Origin of the sequence: Kitasatospora sp. NPDC056273 (genome assembly GCF_042268845.1) — a bacterium.
Lineage (GTDB): Bacteria > Actinomycetota > Actinomycetes > Streptomycetales > Streptomycetaceae > Kitasatospora.
Map to the genome: position 1 here is coordinate 184,381 of NZ_JBHJSJ010000010.1, position 21,243 is coordinate 205,623.

The following is a 21,243-nucleotide window of genomic DNA, read 5'->3' on the forward strand; positions in this document are numbered from 1 at the left end:
CGGCGGCGCGGGGGGTTCCTGGATCAGTCCAGGGAGTCGACGAGGGCGAAGAGCTCGTCGTCGGAGGCGGCGTCGAGGTCGCTGTCGTCCCCGGCCAGGCCGGCCGCGGAGGCGGCCGGGCCGTCCAGGCGGTCGAGCAGGGCCCGCAGGCGCGGCGACAGGCCGTCGAGCGCGTGGCCGTCCGCCAGCCGCCGCTCCAGGGCGGCCTCCAGCCGGTCCAGCTCGGCGAGGACGGGCTCCTCCCGCGGTGCTCCCTCCCGGGGCAGCCGCCCGTCGAGGAAGCCGGCCAGCGCGGCCGGGGTCGGGTAGTCGAACACCAGGGTGGCCGGCAGCCGCAGCCCGGTCGCCTCGTGCAGCCGGCTGCGCAGCTCCACGGCGGTCAGCGAGTCGAAGCCGATCTCCTTGAACGCCCGGGTGGCCTGCACGGACTCCGCCGAGGCGTGTCCGAGCACGTCCGCCACCTGGGTGCGCACCAGGTCGAGCAGGGCCCGGGTCCGGTGCTCCCCGGTGAGGCCGGCGATCCGGCGGGCCGGGTCCTGGCCGGCGCCGGTCTCGGCGGCCCGCCGGCCGGTGGCGCGGACCAGGCCGCGCAGCATCGGCGGCACCTCCCCGCCCCGGAAGGCGGCCGGGTTCAGCCGGACCGCGACGGCCAGCGGGTCGGCGCCGGACCGGGCGGCGTCGAACAGCTCCAGGCCCTGCTCCGCCTGGAGCGGCGCCATCCCGCCGCGGGCCAGCCGGCCGAGGTCGGCCCTGCCGAGCCCGCCCGCCATGCCGGCGTGCGCCGGGTCGTCGAGCAGCCACGGGCCCCAGGCGATCGCGGTGCCCGGCAGGCCGTCGGCGCGGCGGCTGCGGGCGAGCGCGTCCAGGAAGGTGTTGGCGGCGGCGTAGCCGGCCTGTCCGGCGGCGCCGAGCACCCCGGCGACGGAGGAGAACAGGACGAAGGCGTCCAGGCCCCGGCCGGCCGTCAGCTCGTGCAGGTTGACCGCGCCGTCCACCTTGGGGCGCAGGACGGTGGCGACCCGCTCGGGGGTGAGGGCGTCGAGCACGCCGTCGTCGAGCACCCCGGCGGTGTGCACCACGGCGGTGACGTCGTGCGCGGCGAGCAGCGCCGCCAGGGCCGTCCGGTCGGCCGCGTCGCAGGCGGCGAGGGTGACCTCGGCGCCGAGCGCGGTGAGTTCGGCGGTGAGCTCGTCCGCGCCCTCGGCCCGGGGGCCGCTGCGGCTGGTGAGCAGCAGGCGGCGGACGCCGTGCGCGGTGACCAGGTGGCGGGCGACCAGCCGGCCGAGCGCACCGGTGGCTCCGGTGACCAGGACCGTGCCGTCCGGGCGCAGGGCCGGGGCGGTGGCGTCGCCGGTCGCGTCGGCGTCGGCGCCGGCGCCGGCCCGGGCCAGCCGGGGCGCGGAGACCGTGCCCCGGCGGACGACCAGCTGGGGCTCGTCGGTGGCCAGCGCGGCGGGCAGGACGGCGGCGGAGGCCTCGTCCCCGTCCAGGTCGACCAGGACGAACCGGCCGGGGTGCTCGGCCTGGGCCGAGCGGACCAGGCCCCAGAGCGGGGCGTGCGCGAGGTCCCGGAGGTCGGCCCCGGCCGCGTGCCGGGTGACGAACACCAGCCGGGAGTCGGCGAACCGCTGGTCGGCGAGCCACTCCTGGAGGAGGGTCAGCGCCCGGCCGGTGGCGGCGTGCACCCGCTCGGCGAGCGGGCCCTCGCCCCCGGCCGTCCAGGGCACCAGGACGGTGTGCGGGGCGGCCGCGTCGAAGGCGGCCAGGTCCGGCCGGCCCGGCAGGCCGAAGGCCGGCTCGCCGAGCACGGCCCAGTCGGCCGTGGCCGGGGCCGCCGGGAGCCGCAGCTCGGCCGGCTCGACCCGGTAGAGCGCGTCCCGGCCGCCCGTACCGGCCCCGGTGATCGCCTCCGGCGAGACCGGACGCATCACCAGGGACTCCACCGAGGCGACCGGCGCACCGGTGGCGTCGGCGATGGCGAAGGCCACCCCGCCGGTGCGGGCCGGGGTGAGCCGGGCCCGGACGGCGGCGGCGCCGGAGGCGTACAGCTCGACGCCCGTCCAGGCGAAGGGCAGCCGGCCGTGCGGGGCCTCGTCGGTGGAGATCCGCTCCAGCAGGGTGGAGGCGGCCATCGCCTGGAGTACCGCGTCGAACATGCCGGGGTGGATGCCGAACCGGGCGGCCGCCGTACGGCCCTCCTCGGGCAGTGCGACCTCGGCGAAGACCTCGTCCCCGCGCCGCCAGAGCGCCGTCAGGCCGGCGAACAGCGGCCCGTAGGCGAAGCCGGTCTCGGTGGCCCGCCGGTAGAAGCCGGTCAGGTCGACCTGCTCCGCGCCGGCCGGCGGCCAGGCCCGGAGGTCGAAGTCCGGGGCGCCGGCGCCGGTGCCGAGCACGGTGTCGGCGTGGTGGGTCCACTCGCCCTCGGGGGCGTCCTCCGGCCGCGAGTGCACGGCCAGCGGGCGCCGGCCCGCGGCGTCGGCCGGGCCGACCCGCAGCTGGAGCAGCACGCTGCCGGTGCGCGGCAGGACCAGCGGCGCGAGGTGGGTGATCTCCTCGACCCGGTCGCAGCCCACCTGCTCGGCGGCGTGCAGGGCCAGCTCGGCGTAGGCGACGCCGGGGACGACGGTGCGGCCCATCACCCCGTGCTCGGCGATCCACGGGTGGGTCCGCTCGGAGAGCGAACCGGTGAACAGGAAGCCCGTGCCGTCGGCCAGTTCGGCCATCGCGCCGAGCATCGGGTGCTCCGGCGAGCCGAGTCCGGCCCCGGCCAGGCCGACCGGGCCCCCGTCGTCCTCCAGCCAGTACCGCTCGCGCTGGAAGGCGTACGTGGGCAGCTCGGTCCGGCGGGCGCCGGGCAGCAGCCGCGACCAGTCGACCGCGGCGCCGCGCAGCCGCAGCGCGGCCAGCGCCTCGACCAGGGACTGCTCCTCGGGCCGGTCCCGGCGCTGGGCGGCGATCAGCGCGAACCCGGAGCCGGGCAGGCTCTCCCGGCCGGCCGCGGTGAGCACCGCGTCCGGGCCCAGCTCCAGGAAGGTGGTGACGCCCCGCTCGGCGAGCGCGAGCAGCGTGTCGTGGAAGCGGACGGCCTCGCGGACGTGCCGCACCCAGTACTCGGGGTCGGTGGCCTCGGCCGGCAGCGGGATCCGCGGCTGGTGGTAGGTCAGCGACTCGGCGACGGCGCGGAACTCCGCCAGCATCGGGTCCATCAGCGGGGAGTGGAAGGCGTGGCTGACCCGCAGCCGCCGGGTGCTGCGCCCGCGCTCGGCGAGCACGGCGGCGACGGCCAGCACCGGCTCCTCCGGCCCGGCGATCACCACGGCCTCGGGGCCGTTGACCGCGGCCAGCGAGACCTGCCCGGTGAGCAGCGGCCGGACCTCCTCCTCGGTGGCGCGGACCGCCACCATCGCACCGCCGGAGGGCAGTTGCTCCATCAGCCGGCCGCGGGCGGCGACCAGCGCGGCCGCGTCGGCCAGCGACAGCACCCCGGCGACGTGGGCCGCGGCCAGTTCGCCGACCGAGTGGCCGGTGACGAAGTCCGGCCGCGCGCCGAAGGATTCGACCAGGCGGTAGAGGGCGACCTCGACGGCGAACAGGGCGGGCTGGGTCCAGCCGGTCCGGTCGAGCAGCTCGCCCTGCTGGAACACCACCTCGCGCAGCGGCCGCTCCAGGTGCCGGTCCAGCTCGGCGCAGACGGCGTCGAAGGCGTCCGCGAACTCCGGGTAGGTGTCGTACAACTCCCGGCCCATGCCGGGGCGTTGGGCGCCCTGGCCGGTGAAGAGGAAGGCCGTCTTCCCGGTCGCGGCGGTGCCGCGCGGGCCGCGGCCGGCGGCCAGGGCCGCCAGGCCGTCCAGCAGGCCCTCGCGGTCCCGGGCGACCACCGCGCCGCGGTGCGGCAGCGCCGCCCGGGCGGCGGTCAGCGAGTGGGCGAGGTCCGGCAGGGCGGCCTCCGGGCGCTCGGCCAGGAAGGCGGCCAGCCGCTCGGCCTGGGCGGAAAGCGCCTGCTCGGAGCGGGCCGAGAGGAGGAACGGCAGGGCGCCGTGCCCGGTCGGGGCGGCCGGCGGGGGCTGCTCCTCGGGGGCCTGCTCGACGATGACGTGGGCGTTGGTGCCGCTGATCCCGAAGGAGGAGACGCCGGCCCGGCGCGGGCGGCCGGTCTGCGGCCACTCCCGCTCCTCGGTGAGCAGCTCGACCGATCCGGCCGTCCAGTCGACGTGCGGGGTGGGCTCGTCCACGTGCAGGGTGCGGGGGAGCACCCCGTGGTGCATGGCCAGCACCATCTTGATGATGCCGCCGACCCCGGCCGCGGCCTGGGAGTGCCCGATGTTGGACTTCAACGAGCCCAGCTGGAGCGGCAGTTCGCGGCCCTGGCCGTAGGTGGCGAGCAGGGCGTTGGCCTCGATCGGGTCGCCGAGCCGGGTGCCGGTGCCGTGCGCCTCGACGGCGTCGACCTCGGCCGGAGCCAGGCCGGCGGCGACCAGCGCCTCGCGGATCACCCGCTCCTGCGCGGGGCCGTTGGGGGCGGTGAGCCCGTTGGAGGCGCCGTCCTGGTTGATCGCGGTGGCCCGGACGACCGCCAGCACCGGGTGCCCGTTGCGGCGGGCGTCCGACAGCCGCTCGACCAGCAGCACGCCCACGCCCTCGGCGAAGCCCGTACCGTCGGCGGAGGCGGCGAAGGCCTTGCAGCGGCCGTCCGCCGACATGCCGCCCTGGCGGTCGAACTCGGCGAACAGGCCGGGCGTCGACATCACGGCCACACCGCCGGCCAGCGCCAGGTCGCACTCGCCGCGGCGCAGCGCGGCCGCCGCCAGGTGCAGCGCCACCAGCGAGGAGGAGCAGGCGGTGTCCACGGTGATCGCCGGGCCCTCGAGCCCGAAGGTGTACGCCACCCGGCCGGAGATCACGCTGGCCGCGCTGCCGTTGCCCAGGTAGCCCTCGACCTCGCCGGGGACGCGGCGCAGCCGCGAGGCGTAGTCCTGGCCGCTGGTGCCGGTGAACACGCCGACCCGGGTGCCGTGCACCGAGGCCGGGTCGATGCCCGCCCGCTCGAAGGCCTCCCAGGAGGTCTCCAGCAGCAGCCGCTGCTGCGGGTCCATGGCGAGCGCCTCGCGCGGGCTGATCCCGAAGAAGGCCGCGTCGAACTCGGCCGCGTCGTGCAGGAACCCGCCCTGGCCGCCGGGCTCCCAGCCGCGGTCGGCCGGGAAACCGGTCAGGGCGTCGCCGCCGGCCCGCAGCAGCCGCCACAGGTCCTCGGGTGAGCCGACCCCGCCGGGGTAGCGGCAGCCCATCGCGACGATCGCGATGGTGTCCTGGTCGCCGTCCCGGGCCGTCGCGCCGGTGGCCGCGGCCGGTCCCGCGGTCGCCGGGGCCTGCTCGTCGAGCAGCCGGGCGCGCAGGTGGCGGCCGAGCGCGGTCGGGCTCGGGTGGTCGAAGACCAGGGTGGCGGGCAGGCGCAGCCCGGTCGCGGTGCCGAGCCGGTTGCGCAGCTCCACCGCCGTCAGCGAGTCGAAGCCGAGGTCCTTGAACGCGCGGTCCGCGTCGATCGCCTCCGCCGAGCCGTGCCCGAGCACCGAGGCCGCGTGGCCGCGGACCAGGTCCAGCAGCAGCTCCGTACGGTCCGCCTCGGGGAGGGCGGCCAGCCTGCGGGTCAGCGCCGAGCCGCTCGGCCCGGACACCGCCTCGGCCTTGCGCCGGGCCGGGGCCCGGAGCAGGCCGCGCAGCAGCGCCGGGACGGGGCCCCGGCCGCGCCGGGCGGACAGGTCGAGGTCGGCGGGCAGCAGCAGCGGCTCGTCCAGCAGGGCGGCCGCGTCGTACAGGGCCATGCCGAGCTCCGAGCCGAGCGGGGTCATGCCGCCCTCGCTCATCCGCTCGACGTCCCGGGCGTCCAGGTGCCCGGTCATGCTGCTGCGCTGCTCCCACAGGCCCCAGGCGAGCGCGGAGCCGGCCAGGCCGCGGGCCCGGCGGTGCTGGGCGAGGGCGTCCAGGAAGGTGTTGGCGGCGGCGTAGCCGCCCTGGCCCGCGCCGCCGAGCACACCGGCGGCGGAGGAGAACAGGACGAAGCAGGCCAGGTCCCGGTCGAGCGTCAGCTCGTGCAGGTTGAGCGCGCCGTCGACCTTGGGCCGCAGCACCGCGTCGATCCGCTCCGGGGTGAGCGAGCCGATCACGCCGTCGTCGAGCACCCCGGCGGTGTGCACCACGCCGGTGAGCGGGTGCGCGGCGGGGATGTCCGCGAGGACGGCGGCGAGCCGGTCGCGGTCGGCGGCGTCGCAGGCGGCGACGGTCACGGTGGCGCCGAGGGCGCGGAGTTCGGCGGTGAGTCCGGCCGCGCCGGGGGCCTCGGCGCCGGTCCGGCTGGTGAGCAGCAGGTGGCGGACGCCGTGCTCGGTGACCAGGTGGCGGGCGAGCAGGGCGCCGAGGGTGCCGGTGCCGCCGGTGATCAGCAGGGTGCCGTCCGGGTCGGGGGCGGGCGGCACGGTCAGTACGACCTTGCCGGTGTGCCGGGCCTGGCTGACGTACCGGAAGGCGTCGACCGAGCGGCGGACGTCCCAGGTGGTGATCGGCAGCGGCCGCAGCACGCCGGCCTCGAACAGGTCGACCAGCTCGGCGAGCATCGCGGCGATCCGCTCCGGGCCGGCCTCGAACAGCTCGAAGGCGCGGTAGGCGACGCCGGGGTGCCGGGCGGCGACCTCCTCGGCGTCCCGGATGTCGGTCTTGCCCATCTCGACGAACCGGCCGCCGCGGGGCAGCAGGCCGAGCGAGGTGTCGACGAACTCCCCGGCCAGCGCGTTGAGCACGACGTCCACGCCGCGGCCGCCGGTGGCCGCCAGGAACTCGCGGCCGAAGTCCAGCGTGCGGGAGCCGGCCAGGTGGGCGTCGTCCAGGCCGAGCGGCCGCAGCGCGTCCCACTTGCCGGCGCTGGCCGTGCCGTACACCTCGGCGCCCAGGTGGCGGGCGAGCTGGACGGCGGCCATGCCCACGCCGCCGGCGGCGGCGTGCACCAGGACGGACTCGCCGGGGCGCAGCCCGGCCAGGTCCTTCAGCGCGTAGTAGGCGGTGAGGAAGACGATCGGGGTGGACGCGGCCTCGGTGAAGTCCCAGCCCCGGGGGATCCGGACCAGCAGCCGGTGGTCGGTGACGGCGGTGGTGCCGAAGGAGCCGGCGAACATGCCCATCACCGGGTCGCCGGGGGCGAGTGCGGTGACGTCCCCGGCGACCTCCAGGACGACGCCGGCGCCCTCGTTGCCGAGCAGGCCGGCCTGGCCGGGGTACATGCCGAGCGCGTTGAGCACGTCGCGGAAGTTGAGGCCGCCGGCCCGCAGGGCGACCCGGACGTGGCCGGGGGCGAGCGGCTCCAGGGTGTCCGGACAGGCGGCCAGGACGAGGTTGTCCAGGGTGCCGCGGCCGGTGGTGTCCAGCCGCCAGGGCTCGCCGGCGGGCGGGGTGAGCGCGCCGGAGGTGGCCGCGCGGGCCAGCCGGGCGGCCAGCACCGTCCCCTCGCGCAGGGCGAGTTGGGGCTCTCCGGTGGCGAGGGCGGCGGGCAGCGCGGCGGCCGAGGCGGCGGTGCCGTCCAGGTCGACGAGGACGATCCGGTCCGGGTTCTCGGACTGCGCGGAGCGGACCAGGCCCCACAGCGGGGCGCAGGCCAGGGCGGTGACGGCCTCGCCGGGGTGGGCGGCGATCGCGCCGCTGGTGGCCAGGACCAGCCGGGACCCCGCGAAGCGGTCCTCGGCCAGCCAGGCCTGGAGCAGCTCCAGCACCCGGTGGGTGACGGCGCGGGCCTGCTCGGCGGTGCCGCCGTCGGCCGGTGCGTCGACCGGCACCAGGACGGTGGCCGGCACCTCGGCGGGCAGCGCGTCCAGGCCGTCGGTCCGGTACGGCTCGACGGTGTCCTCGGGCAGCGGGACGGCGGTCCAGTCGATCCGGAACAGCGAGTCGGGGGTGGCGGGCCGGGCGGCCGTGCCGGCGGCGCCGATCGGGCGCAGCACGAAGGAGTCGGCGGTGGCCACCGGGGCGCCGGACCGGTCGGCGACCAGCAGCGAGACGCTGTCCCGGCCGGTGCGGCTGAGCCGCACGCGCAGCTCGGCCGCGCCGGAGGCGTGCAGGGTCACCCCGCTCCAGGCGAACGGCAGCAGGTTCAGGCCCTCGCCGCCGTCCACGGCGCAGCCCAGCGCGTGCAGGGCGGCGTCCAGCAGCGCCGGGTGCAGCCCGAAGCGCTCGGCCCGGGAGCGCTGCTCCTCGGGCAGTCGGACCTCGGCGTAGATGTCGTCGCCGTCCAGCCAGGCGGCCCGCAGACCGCGGAAGGCCGGGCCGTAGCCGAGACCGCCCGCGGCCAGCCGCTCGTAGTAGCCGTCCAGGTCGACGGCGGTGGCGCCGGCCGGCGGCCAGGCCGTCAGGTCCTCGGCGGCGGCCGGTGCGGCGGCCTGGGCGAGCCAGCCGCTGGCGTGCCGGACCCAGGGCGCGTCCAGCGGCGCGTCCTCCCGGAGGGAGTGGACGGTGACCTCGCGCCGGCCGCTCTCGTCGGCCGGGCCGACCCGCACCTGGAGGGCGATCCCGCCGGTCTCCGGGAGCACCAGCGGGCTCTCCAGGGCGAGTTCGTCGACCCGGTCGCAGCCGGCCTGGTCGCCCGCGTGGACGAGCAGGTCGAGGAAGGCGGTGCCCGGCAGTAGGACCGAGCCGAGCACGGCGTGGTCGGCCAGCCAGGGGTGGGTGCGCAGCGAGAGCCGGCCGGTGAGCAGCAGGCCGTCGTCGTCGGCGAGGGTGAGCGAGGCGCCGAGCAGCGGGTGGTCGGCGGAGCCGAGGCCGAGGTCGACGGCGTCCCCGTTGGAGGCGGTGGCCTCCAGCCAGTACCGCTCGTGCTGGAAGGGGTAGGTGGGCAGGTCGGTCCGCCGCGCGCCGGGGAAGACGGCCGGCCAGTCGACCGTGCGCCCCCGGACGTGCAGGGCGGCGAGCGCCGAGCGGAACCGGGCGGGGCCGCCGTTGCCGCGGCGCAGGGTGCCGGCCGCGACGGCGGTGGCCTCGGCGGCGTCCAGGGTGTCCTGCACGGCGGAGGCGAGCACCGGGTGCGGGCTGACCTCGACGAAGAAGGCGTGGCCGTCGGCGGCGAGGGCGCGGACGGCCTCCTCCAGCCGGACGGTCCGGCGCAGGTTGCGGTACCAGTACGCGGCGTCCAGCCGGACGGTGTCCAGCCAGGCGTCGTCCACGGTCGAGTAGAACGGCACCTCGGAGGTCCGGGGGGCGACCGGGGCGAGCAGGGTGAGCAGCTCGTCCTGGATCCGCTCGACGTGGGCGGAGTGCGAGGCGTAGTCGACGGGGACGCGGCGGGCGTGGACGCCCCGGGCGTCGAGGGCGGCCTGGAGCTCGTCCAGGGCGTCGGCGTCTCCGGCGACGACGGTGGAGCTGGGGCCGTTGACGGCGGCGACGGAGATCCGGTCCTGCCAGGGGGTGAGGTCGATCTCCCCGGCGGGCTGGGCGACGGAGACCATGCCGCCGGCCCCGGCGATGGCGGTGATGGCCTGGGAGCGCAGGGCGACGACCCGGGCGCCGTCCTGGAGGGTGAGGGCGCCGGCGACGGTGGCGGCGGCGATCTCGCCCTGGGAGTGGCCGATGACGGCGTCGGGCCGGACGCCGTACGCCTGCCAGAGGGCGGCGAGGGAGACCATGACGGCCCACAGGGCGGGCTGGACGACGTCCACCCGGTCGTATCCGGGGGCGCCCTCGGCGCCGCGCAGGACGTCGATCAGCTTCCAGTCGGTGAACTCGGCGAGGGCGTCGGCGCATTCGGTGATCCGCGCGGCGAACACCGGCTCGCTGTCGAGGAGTTCGACGGCCATCCCGGCCCACTGCGAGCCCTGGCCGGGGAAGACGAAGACGGTCTTGCCGGTCACGTCGGCCGTGCCGGAGACCAGTCGGGCGGGCTCCTCGCCGGACGCGAACGCCTCCAGGGCGGCGGCCAGTTCGGCGCCGTCCGCGGCGACCACGGCCGCGCGGTGGGCGAACTGTGTGCGGGAGACGGCGAGGGAGAGGCCGAGGTCGGCCGAGGCGGCCTCGGTGTCCAGGTGGTCGCGCAGGCGGCGGGCCTGGTCGCGCAGGGCCTGGTCGGTCTTGGCGGAGAGGAGGAAGGGGAGCGCGCCCGGGGCAGGAGCCTCCTCGGCGGGCACCTCGTCGGCGGGCTGCTCCTCGGGGGCCTGTTCGAGGATGACGTGGGCGTTGGTGCCGCTGACGCCGAAGGAGGAGACGCCGGCCCGGCGCGGGCGGCCGGTCTCCGGCCACTCCCGGGCCTCGGTGAGCAGGTCGACCGACCCGGCCGTCCAGTCCACCTGCGAGGAGGGCGAGTCCACGTGCAGGGTCCGCGGCAGCAGGCCGTGCCGCATGGCCAGCACCATCTTCATCACGCCGGCCACCCCGGCGGCGGCCTGGGTGTGCCCGATGTTGGACTTCACCGAGCCGAGCAGCAGCGGCCGTTCGCGGTCCTGCCCGTAGGTGGCCAGCAGCGCCTGGGCCTCGATCGGGTCGCCGAGCCGGGTGCCGGTGCCGTGCGCCTCGACGGCGTCCACGTCGGTGGCGGAGAGCCGGGCGTTCTCCAGGGCCTGGCGGACGACCCGCTGCTGGGAGGGGCCGTTGGGGGCGGTCAGACCGCTGGACGCGCCGTCCTGGTTGACGGCGCTGCCGCGGACCACCGCGAGCACCGGGTGCCCGTTGCGGCGGGCGTCGGAGAGCCGCTCCAGCAGCAGCATGCCGGCGCCCTCGCCCCAGCCGGTGCCGTCCGCGGCCTCGGCGAACGCCTTGCAGCGCCCGTCCGAGGCGAGCCCGCGCTGCTTGGAGAACTCCACGAAGGACAGCGGGGTCGACATCACCGTGACCCCGCCCGCCAGGGCGAGCGAGCACTCGCCCTGGCGGAGCGCCTGGACGGCGAGGTGGAGGGAGACCAGCGAGGCGGAGCAGGCGGTGTCCACGGTGACCGCCGGGCCCTCGAGACCGAAGGTGTAGGAGATGCGGCCGGAGACCACGCTGGCGCCGATGCCGGTCGCCAGGTACCCCTCGGCCGCCTCCGGGGCCCTGGTCACCAGCGCCGCGTAGTCCTGCCCGTTGGTGCCGGCGAAGACGCCGGTCCGGCTGCCGCGCAGCGACCGCGGGTCGATGCCGGCCCGCTCGAAGGCCTCCCAGGAGGTCTCCAGCAGCAGCCGCTGCTGCGGGTCCATGACCAGTGCCTCGCGCGGGCTGATCCCGAAGAACCCCGCGTCGAACCGCGAGGCCCCGTACAGGAACGCGCCCTCGCGGACGTACGAGGCGCCGGTGCCGTCGGCGTTGCCGCCGAGCAGCCGGTCGGTGTCCCAGCCGCGGTCGGCGGGGAACCCGCCGACCGCGTCACGGCCGTCGGCGAGCAGCCGCCACAGCTCCTCGGGTGTCCCGACGTCGCCGGGGAAGCGGCAGCTCATCGCGACGATCGCGATCGGCTCGTGCTCCGCGGCCTCCAGCTCGCGGACCCGCTGACGCGTCCGCCGCAGGTCTGCGGTCACCTTCTTGAGGTAATCGACGACCTTGTCATCCGTCGGCATTGCACACCTTCCAGGCAGCGGTTGTCCGCTCAGAGGCCGAATTCCGCATCTATCAGGGAGAGCACCTCATCCACCGATGCGGCTTGCAGTTCGAGGTCCGCCTCGACAGTGGCAGCCGCACCCGGGGCCGGGACACCCCTGACCGCCACCCCTGCACCCCTGAACTCGCGCCACTTGGCCAGCAGGGTCTCCAGCCTGACGGTGACCCGGCGGCCGTCCTCGTCGTCCAGCCCGGCGTCCGTGAGCGCCGCCTCCAGCGCGTCCAGCCCGGCGAACACGTCCGGTTCCCCGGCGGTGTCCTCCACCGGGGCCAGCCGGCCCGCCAGCAGGGCGGCCAGCGCCACCGGGTCCGGGTGGTCGAAGAGCAGCGTGGCGGGCAGCGGGAGGCCGGTGGCGCCGCCGAGGCGGTTGCGCAGCTCGACCGCCGTCAGCGAGTCGAACCCCAGCTCCAGGAACCCCTTCCGGGGCTCCACCGCCTCCGGCCCGCGGTGCCCGAGCACCTCCGCGGTGAGCCGGCGGACCAGCTCCAGCAGGACGCGTTCGCGCTCCGCCGCGGAGACGCCGGCCAGCCTGGCCGCCAGCGCGTTCCCGTCCTCGGCCGCGGCGGCCGGGCCGTCCCGCTCCGGGGCCAGTGCCCGGACGGCCGGGAGCTCGGCGAGCAGCCGGCTGGGCCTGGCCGCGACGAACCCCGGCGCGAACCGGGACCAGTCCACGTCCACCACGGCGACCGCGGTGTCGCCCTGGGCCAGCGCGGCGTCCAGGGCGGCCAGCCCCGACTCCGGCGCCAGCGGGGTCACCCCGGTGCGCCGGGCGCGCTCCAGCACCTCGCCCCCGGCGGCCATGCCGCCCTCGTCCCACGGCCCCCAGGCCACCGAGGTGGCGGGCAGGCCGAGGGCCGCGCGCCGCTCGGCCAGGGCGTCCAGGTAGGCGTTGGCGGCGGCGTAGTTGGCCTGCCCGGGGGCGCCGAGCGTGCCGCTGAAGGAGGAGAACAGCACGAAGGCCGCCGGCTCCAGGTCCAGGGTCAGCTCGTGCAGGTGGCGGGCCGAGGCGGCCTTGGCCCGCAGGACGGTCGCCAGCCGCTCCGGGGTCAGCGCGTCGATCACGCCGTCGTCGAGCACCCCGGCGGCGTGCACCACCGCGGTGAGCGGGTGCTCGGCCGGGATGTCCGCGAGGAGCGCGGCGAGCCGGTCGCGGTCGGCGGCGTCGCAGGCCGTGACGGTCACGGTGGCGCCGAGGGCGCGGAGTTCGGCGGTCAGGTCGGCCGCGCCCGGGGCGCCGGGCCCGCTGCGGCTGGTGAGCAGCAGGTGGCGGACGCCGTGCTCGGCGACCAGGTGGCGGGCCAGCCGGGCGCCGAGCGCGCCGGTGCCGCCGGTGATCAGCACCGTGCCCTCCGGGGCCCACCCGGGCGCGTCGCCGTGCCGGGCCGACGGCGCGGGCAGCAGCCGCCGCCCGTACAGGCCGTCGGGCCGCACCGCGACCTGGTCCTCGCCGGACCCGCCCGCCAGCAGCGCGGCCAGCCGGTCCCCGGCCGGGCCGTCGAACTCCTCCGGCAGGTCCACCAGGCCGCCCCAGCGGTCGGGGTGCTCCAGCGCGGCGGCCCGTCCCAGGCCCCACAGCGCGGCCTGCGCCGGGCTCGCGACCTGCCCGCCGACCGTCACGCCGGCCCGGGTCGCGCACCAGAGCGGGGCGTCCGGGGCGAGGTCGCCGAGGGCCTGGAGCAGCGCCACGGCGCCGGAGGTGACGGTGTGCTCGTCGGCGCCGTCCGCGAGGGCCAGCAGCGAGAGCACCCCGGTCGGGGCCGTGCCGTCCAGGGCCTGCCGGAGCGGGCCCGCCAGGGTGCTCCGGTCGAGGCCGTCCGGGCCGACCGTCACCCGCAGCAGGTCCGCACCGTGCCGTTCCAGTGCCGCCAGGGCGCCCTCGACGGCCGCCGGGGCGCCCCCGGCGGGCAGCACGGCCAGCCAGCTGCCCATCGGGCGGTCGGCCTGCGGCAGGACGGCCGCCGGCTCCGGGAGCCGCTGCCAGCCCGCCCGGTAGCGCCAGGAGTCGAGCCGGGAGCCGTCCCGCTTGCGGTGGCGCCAGGAGGACAGCGCGGGCAGCAGGGCGCCCAGCGAGCGCTGCTCCTCCTCGGCCAGCCGGAGGCTCGCGCCGAGCGCGGCCAGGTCCTGCTGCTCGACGGCCGCCCAGAAGGCGGTGTCCACCGGGTCGGCCGCCGGGGCGGGGCCGTCCAGCCAGAACCGCTCGCGCTGGAAGGCGTAGGTGGGCAGCTCCACACGGCGGGAAGCGGCGGCTCCGGCCGCGGTGAAGAAGGCCGGCCAGTCCACCTCCGCGCCGAGCGTGTGCAGTGCGCCGACCGCCCGGACCAGGGCCGCGGCCTCCGGCCGGTCCCGGCGCAGCGCGGGCAGCAGGGCGAAGCCGCCCTCGGGCGCCGCCACGGCCAGGCAGTCCTGGCCCATCGCGGTCAGCACGCCGTCCGGGCCCAGCTCCAGGTACCGGCTCACCCCGTCGGCGGCCAGCCGCCGGAACACGTCGTCGAAGCGGACGGCGGCACGGATCTGGCCGACCCAGTACTCCGCCGTGCACAGCTCCTCGGCGGCCACCAGGCGGCCGGTGCCGGAGACCACCGGGATCCGCGGCTCGTGGTACGTCAGCGCCGCCGCGACCTCGCGGAACTCCGCCAGCATCGGGTCCATCAGCGGGGAGTGGAAGGCGTGGCTGACCCGCAGCCGCCGGGTGCGGTGCCCGGCGGCTGCGAGCTGCCCGGCGATCCGCAGCACGGCCTCCTCCGGGCCCGCCAGCACGGTGGCGCGCGGGCCGTTGACGGCGGCCACGGCCACCTCGCCGCCGAGCAGCGGCAGCACCTCGGCCTCGGCGGCCTCCACGGCCACCATCGCGCCGCCGGCGGGCAGTCGCTCCATCAGCCGGCCGCGGGCGGCGACCAGCGTGGCGGCGTCGGCCAGCGACAGCACCCCGGCCGCGTGCGCGGCGGCCAGCTCGCCGACGGAGTGCCCGGCCAGGAAGTCGGGCCGCACGCCCCAGGATTCGACCAGGCGGTAGAGGGCGACCTCGACGGCGAACAGCGCCGGCTGGGTCCAGCCCGTACGGTCCAGGAGTTCGCCGCCCTCGGCGATCACCTCGCGCAGCGGGCGCTCCAGGTGGCGGTCCAGCGCGGCGCAGACCTCGTCGAACGCCGCCGCGAACACGGGGTACGCGGCGTACAACTCGCTGCCCATGCCCACGCGTTGGGCGCCCTGGCCGGTGAAGAGGAAGGCCGTGCGGCCGGGGGAGGCCGTGCCGCGCACCAGCTCGGGCGCCGCTTCGCCGGCCGCGAGCGCCTCCAGTCCGGCCCGCAGGCCGTCCGGGTCGGCGGCCACCAGGGCCGCGCGGTGGGCGAACTGCGTGCGGGAGACGGCGAGGGAGAGGCCGAGGTCGGCCGAGGCTGCCTCGGTGTCCAGGTGGTCGCGCAGGCGGCGGGCCTGGTCGCGCAGGGCCTGGTCGGTCTTGGCGGAGAGGAGGAAGGGGAGCGCGCCCGGTGCGGGAGCCTCCTCGGCGGGCACCTCGTCGGCGGGCTGCTCCTCGGGGGCGTGTTCGAGGATGACGTGGGCGTTGGTGCCGCTGACGCCGAAGGAGGAGACGCCGGCCCGGCGCGGGCGGCCGGTCTCCGGCCAGTCCCGGGCCTCGGTGAGCAGCTCCACCGCGCCCGCCGACCAGTCCACCTGCGAGGACGGCGCGTCCACGTGCAGGGTGCGCGGGACGGTGCCCCGGCGCATCGCCTCGACCATCTTGATCACGCCGCCGACCCCGGCCGCGGCCTGGGTGTGGCCGATGTTGGACTTCAACGAGCCGAGTAGCAGCGGCCGTTCACGGTCCTGGCCGTAGGTGGCCAGCAGTGCCTGCGCCTCGATCGGGTCGCCCAGCTTCGTGCCCGTGCCGTGCGCCTCCACCACGTCGACCTCGGTGGCGGCCAGCCCGGCCCGGTCGAGGGCCTGGCGGATCACCCGCTCCTGGGAGGGGCCGTTGGGCGCGGTCAGCCCGTTGGAGGCGCCGTCCTGGTTGACGGCGCTGCCGCGCAGCACCGCCAGTACCGGGTGCCCGTTGCGGCGGGCGTCGGAGAGCCGCTCCAGCAGCAGCATGCCGACGCCCTCGCCCCAGCCGGTGCCGTCCGCCGCCTCGGCGAACGCCTTGCAGCGCCCGTCCGGCGCCAGCCCGCGCTGGCGGCTGAACTCGATGAACGAACCCGGCGTCGACATCACCGCGACGCCGCCGGCCAGGGCCAGCGAGCACTCGCCGGAGCGCAGCGCCTGGCCCGCCAGGTGCAGGGCGACCAGCGAGGAGGAGCAGGCCGTGTCCACGGACACCGCCGGGCCCTCCAGGCCGAGGGTGTAGGCGATCCGGCCGGAGGCGACGCTGGCCGAACTGCCGTTGCCCAGATAGCCCTCCACCTCCTCCGGGACGGTGCTGAAGCGGGCCGCGTAGTCGTGGTACGAGATGCCGGTGAAGACGCCCGTCCGGCTGCCCCGCGCCGACACCGGGTCCACGCCCGCGTGCTCGAAGGCCTCCCAGGAGGTCTCCAGCAGCAGCCGCTGCTGCGGGTCCGTCGCCAGCGCCTCGCGCGGGTTGATCCCGAAGAACGCCGCGTCGAACCCGGCCGCGTCGTACAGGAAGCCGCCCTCGGAGGCGTAGCAGGTGCCGGGCTGCTCGGGGTCGTCGCTGAACAGCGCGGCGGTGTCCCAGCCGCGGTCCTGCGGGAAGCCGCCGACGGCGTCCCGGCCCTGGGCGACCAGCTGCCACAGCTCCTCGGGCGAGCCGACCCCGCCGGGGTAGCGGCAGCTCATCCCGATGATCGCGATCGGCTCCCCGGCGTCCACCGGGCCGGCGGTGGGGGCGGCCGCCGAGCCGTCCTCGCCGAGCAGTTCGCCGAGCAGCCGGGCGGCCACCGCCTCCGGGGTCGGGTGGTCGAACAGCAGGGTGCTCGGCAGCCGCACCCCGGTCGAGCGGGCGAGCCGGTCGCGCAGCTCCACCGCCGTCAGCGAGTCGAAGCCCTGCTCCTGGAACGGGCGGACCACCTCGATCCCGTCGGCCGTGGGGTGGCCCAGGACCTCCGCCGCCAGGCCGCTCACCAGCTCCACCAGGGAACGGGAGCGCTCGGCGACCGGCAGGCCGGCGAGGGCGGAGCGCAGCGCCGAGGCGGCGTCGTCGGCGGGCGCGGGCCGCTCCTCGGCGCGCTCCAGCTCCCGCACCTCGGCCAGCGCGCCCAGCAGCGGGCTCGGCCGGACGGCGGTGAAACCGGGGTGGAAGCGCGACCAGTCGACCTCGGTGACGGTCACGGCCGTGTCGTCCAGGTCCAGCGCCTGCCGCAGGGCCGCGACCGCGAGGTCCGGCGCCAGCGCGCCGAGGCCCATCCGCCGCAGCGGTCCCTCCTGACCGGCCGACATGCCCTCCCCGGCCCACGGGCCCCAGGCCACCGAGGTGGCCGTCAGGCCGCGCGCCCGGCGCTGCTCGGCCAGCGCGTCCAGGAACGCGTTCGCCGCGCCGTACGCGGCCTGGCCGCCGCCGCCCCAGACCCCGGCGACGGAGGACATCAGCACGAAGGCGTCCAGCTCCTGCCCGTCCAGCAGCTCGTCCAGGTGCGCCGCTCCGGTCACCTTGGCGGCGCCGGACGCGGCCAGCGCGTCCGCGTCGAGCTCGCGCAGCGGCCCCATCGCCCCCGAGCCGGCCGCGTGCACCACGGCGCTCAGCGGGCCGAGCCCGTCCAGCAGCCCGGCCAGCGCCGCGCGGTCCGCGACGTCGCAGGCCGCCACCGTGACCCGGGCGCCCAGCGCGGACAGCTCGGCCTCCAGGGCGGCGGCCCCGGCGGCCGCACCGCCCCGACGGCCGGTCAGCACCACGTGCTCCGCGCCGTTCGCGGCCAGCCAGCGCCCGATCCGGGCCCCCAGCGCGCCGGTACCGCCGGTCACCAGCACGGTGCCGCGCGGCCGCCACTCGCGGCCCGCCGCGCCACCGGCCGCCCGGACCAGGCGGCGCGCGTACAGCCCGTCCGCCCGGACGGCGGCCTGGTCCTCGCCGGACCCGCCCGTCAGCACCGCGGCCAGCCGGTCGGCCGCCTTGCCGTCCACCGCCTCCGGCAGATCGACCAGGCCGCCCCAGCGCACCGGGCACTCCAGCGCCGCCACCCGGCCCAGGCCCCACAGCTGCGCCTGCGCGGGGCTGACCCGGTCGCCCGTCCCGGCCGCCACCGCGCCCCGGGTCGCGCACCACAGCGGCGCGTCCAGCCCGGCCTCGTCCAGGGCGTTCAGCAGCAGCACGGTGTCGGGCAGCGCGGCCGGCACCCCGGGCCGCGCCTCCCGCTCGTCCAGGGCCAGCAGGGAGAGCACGCCGTCCGGCTGCCGCTCCTTGGCGGCGGCCCGCAGCCGGGCGGCCAGCCCGGCACGGTCCTCGCCCTCGGCCGCCGCGACGGTCAGCACCCGCGCGCCGCGGGCCCGCAGCGCGGACAGCGCGCCGCCGGTGCCCTCCTCCGTCCAGCCGGCCGGCAGGACGGCCAGCCAGTCGCCGGAGAGCCCGGGCGGGGCGGCCGGGTCGGCGAGCCGCTGCCACTCGACGCGGTAGCGCCAGGAGTCCAGCAGCGAACGGTCCTGGCGCTCGCGCCGCCAGGAGGAGAGCGCGGGCAGCAGGTCGCCCAGCGAGCGCTGCTCCTCCTCGGCCAGCCGGAGGCTCGAACCGAGGGCGGCCAGGTCCTGCTGCTCGACGGCGGCCCAGAAGGAGGCGTCCGCCGGGTCGGCGGCGGCGCCCGCGACGGGCGCGGCGTCCAGCCAGAAGCGGCGGCGCTGGAAGGCGTAGGTGGGCAGGTCGACCCGGCGCGCGCCGGAACCGGCGAAGAACGCCGCCCAGTCGGCCCGCACCCCGCGCCCGTGCAGCGCCGCCACGGCGGACACGGCGGTCCGCACCTCGGCCCGGTCGCGCCGCAGCACCGGCACGAAGGCCTCGTCGCCGTCGTCGCCGTGGTCCCGGCCCATGGCGGTGAGCACGGCGTCGGGGCCGAGCTCCAGGAAGGTGGTGACGCCCTTCGCCCGGAGCGCGTCCACGGCGTCGTGGAAGCGGACGGTGTGGCGGGCGTGGCGGATCCAGTAGTCGGGGTCGGTGAGTTGCTCGGTGGTGGCGGGTTCGCCGGTGAGGGTGGAGACGATCGGGATGGCGGGTGCGTGGTAGGTCAGCTCGGTGAGGACGTCGCGGAACGCGTCGAGCATCGGTTCCATGAGCGGGGAGTGGAAGGCGTGGCTGACGCGCAGTTCGCGGGCCTTGTTGAACTGTGCGGCGACGGCCCGGACTTCGGTGGTGTCACCGGCGATGACCATGGAGCGGGGGCCGTTGACGGCGGCGATCGAGACCCGCTCGGTGAGCAGGGGCAGGACCTCGTCCTCGGTGGCGCGCAGGGCCACCATGGTGCCGCCGGTGGGGAGGTGGTCCATCAGGCGGGCGCGGGCGGTGATGAGGCGGGCGGCGTCCGGGAGGGACAGCACGCCGGCTGCGTGGAAGGCCGCGACCTCGCCGATCGAGTGGCCGGCCAGGAAGTGCGGCCGGACGCCCCAGGATTCGACCAGGCGGTAGAGGGCCACCTCGACGGCGAACAGGGCAGGCTGGGTCCAGCCCGTACGGTCCAGGAGTTCGCCGCCCTCGGCGATCACCTCGCGCAGCGGGCGCTCCAGGTGGCGGTCCAGCTCGGCGCAGACCTCGTCGAACGCCGCCGCGAACACGGGGTACGCCGCGTACAACTCGCTTCCCATGCCGGTGCGTTGGGCGCCCTGGCCGGTGAACAGGAACGCGGTCTTGCCGGTCGTCGTCGCGGTGATCCCGTCGCCCTCGGCCACCGCGGCCAGTCCGGCGGCGAGTTCGGCGCGGTCCGCGGCGACCACGGCGGCCCGGTGGGCGAACCGCGCGCGGCCGGTGGCCAGCGAGTAGGCCAGGTCGGTGAGGTCCAGCCCGGGGTCCGCGTCCAGTCGGGCGCGCAGCCGGGCGGCCTGCTCCCGCAGCGCGGGGACGGTCTTCGCCGACAGCAGGTGCGGGGCGAGCGCGGGCGCCGTCCCGGCCGGCGCCTCGGCCTCCGGGTCGGCCGGGGCCTCCGGCGCCTGCTCGACGATGACGTGGGCGTTGGTGCCGCTGACGCCGAAGGAGGAGACGCCGGCCCGGCGCGGGCGGCCGGTCTGCGGCCACTCCCGGGCCTCGGTGACCAGCTCGACCGACCCGGCCGTCCAGTCCACCTCGGGCGTCGGCTCGTCCACGTGCAGGGTGCGCGGGACGGTGCCCCGGCGCATCGCCTCGACCATCTTGATGATGCCGCCGACCCCGGCGGCGGCCTGGGTGTGGCCGATGTTGGACTTCAACGAGCCCAGCAGCAGCGGCCGTTCGCGGTCCTGGCCGTAGGCGGCCAGCAGCGCCTGGGCCTCGATCGGGTCGCCGAGGGTGGTGCCGGTGCCGTGCGCCTCCACCACGTCTACCTCGCCGGCCGCCAGCCCGGCGCTCTCCAGCGCCTGCCGGATCACCCGCTGCTGGGCGGGACCGTTCGGCGCGGTCAGCCCGCTGCTCGCACCGTCCTGGTTGATGCCCGAGCCGCGGACCAGCGCCAGCACCGGGTGCCCGTTGCGCCGGGCGTCGGAGAGCCGCTCCAGCAGCAGCATGCCGACGCCCTCGCCCCAGGCCGTGCCGTCCGCGGCGGCGGCGAAGGACTTGCAGCGGCCGTCCGGCGCCAGCCCGCGCTGGCGGCTGAACTCCACGAACCCGGCCGGGGTCGAGAGCACCGTGACGCCGCCGGCCAGGGCCAGCGAGCACTCGCCCGAGCGCAGGGCCTGGCTCGCCAGGTGCAGCGCGACCAGCGAGGAGGAGCAGGCGGTGTCCACGGTGACGGCCGGGCCCTCCAGGCCCAGCGCGTACGCCACCCGGCCGGAGGCCACGCTGCCGGCGCTGCCGTTGCCCAGGTAGCCCTCCACCTCCTCGGGAACGGACTGGAAGCGGGCCGCGTAGTCGGCGGTGGCGATACCGGCGAACACCCCGACCCGGCTGCCGCGCACCGAGGTCGGCGCGATCCCGGCCCGCTCGAAGGCCTCCCAGGAGGTCTCCAGCAGCAGCCGCTGCTGCGGGTCCATGGCCAGCGCCTCGCGCGGGCTGATCCCGAAGAACGCCGGGTCGAACTCGTCGGCCCGGTGCAGGAAGCCGCCCTCGCGGACGTAGCTGGTGCCCGGCGTCTGCGGGTCGGGGTCGTACAGCGCCTCGACGTCCCAGCCCCGGTTGACCGGGAAGCCGGAGATCGCGTCCACACCCCCGTCGACCAGCTGCCACAGCTCCTCGGGCGAGGTCACCTCGCCCGGGTAACGGCAGGCCATGCCGACGATCGCGATCGGCTCGCGGCCGGCGTCCACCAGCTGCCGGTTCTCCCGGCGCAGCCGCTGGATCTCCTTGAGGGAATCCCGGAGTGCCGCGACGACTTCCTGGGGTGCTGCGTTCATCACAAATCTCCGTACATCAAGCTCAGGTCGGGTCCAGGGGGGCGGGGGTTGGGGGCGGGGGGGGGCGGCGGGGCGGGGCCGCGGTTCTCCCGGGCGGGGGGCGCGGCGGAAGGAGTGGGCGATCAGGGCCAGCGGCAGGAAGGACGCCAGCGAGACCAGGCCGAGCCGCCAGTCCAGCACAACCAGCAGCACCGAGA

Annotated in this window: 2 protein-coding genes; both read right to left on the bottom strand. The window is 77.4% G+C overall.

Annotated elements, in window-relative coordinates:
- Positions 1-23: 23 nt before the first annotated feature.
- A complete protein-coding gene (locus ACFCY1_RS12295) occupies positions 24-11,552 on the bottom strand; it encodes an SDR family NAD(P)-dependent oxidoreductase (protein ID WP_375874441.1) in 11,529 nt (3,842 codons plus the stop codon).
- 29 nt (positions 11,553-11,581) lie between these two features.
- Positions 11,582-21,046, bottom strand: a complete 9,465-nt coding sequence (locus ACFCY1_RS12300) for a type I polyketide synthase (protein ID WP_375874442.1) — start codon at positions 21,044-21,046, stop codon at positions 11,582-11,584.
- Positions 21,047-21,243: the final 197 nt, after the last annotated feature.

Coding starts and splice junctions, on each gene's coding strand:
- ACFCY1_RS12295 (WP_375874441.1), bottom strand. CDS start 11,552: ATGCCGACGGATGACAAGGTCGTCGATTACCTCAAGAAGGTGACCGCA.
- ACFCY1_RS12300 (WP_375874442.1), bottom strand. CDS start 21,046: ATGAACGCAGCACCCCAGGAAGTCGTCGCGGCACTCCGGGATTCCCTC.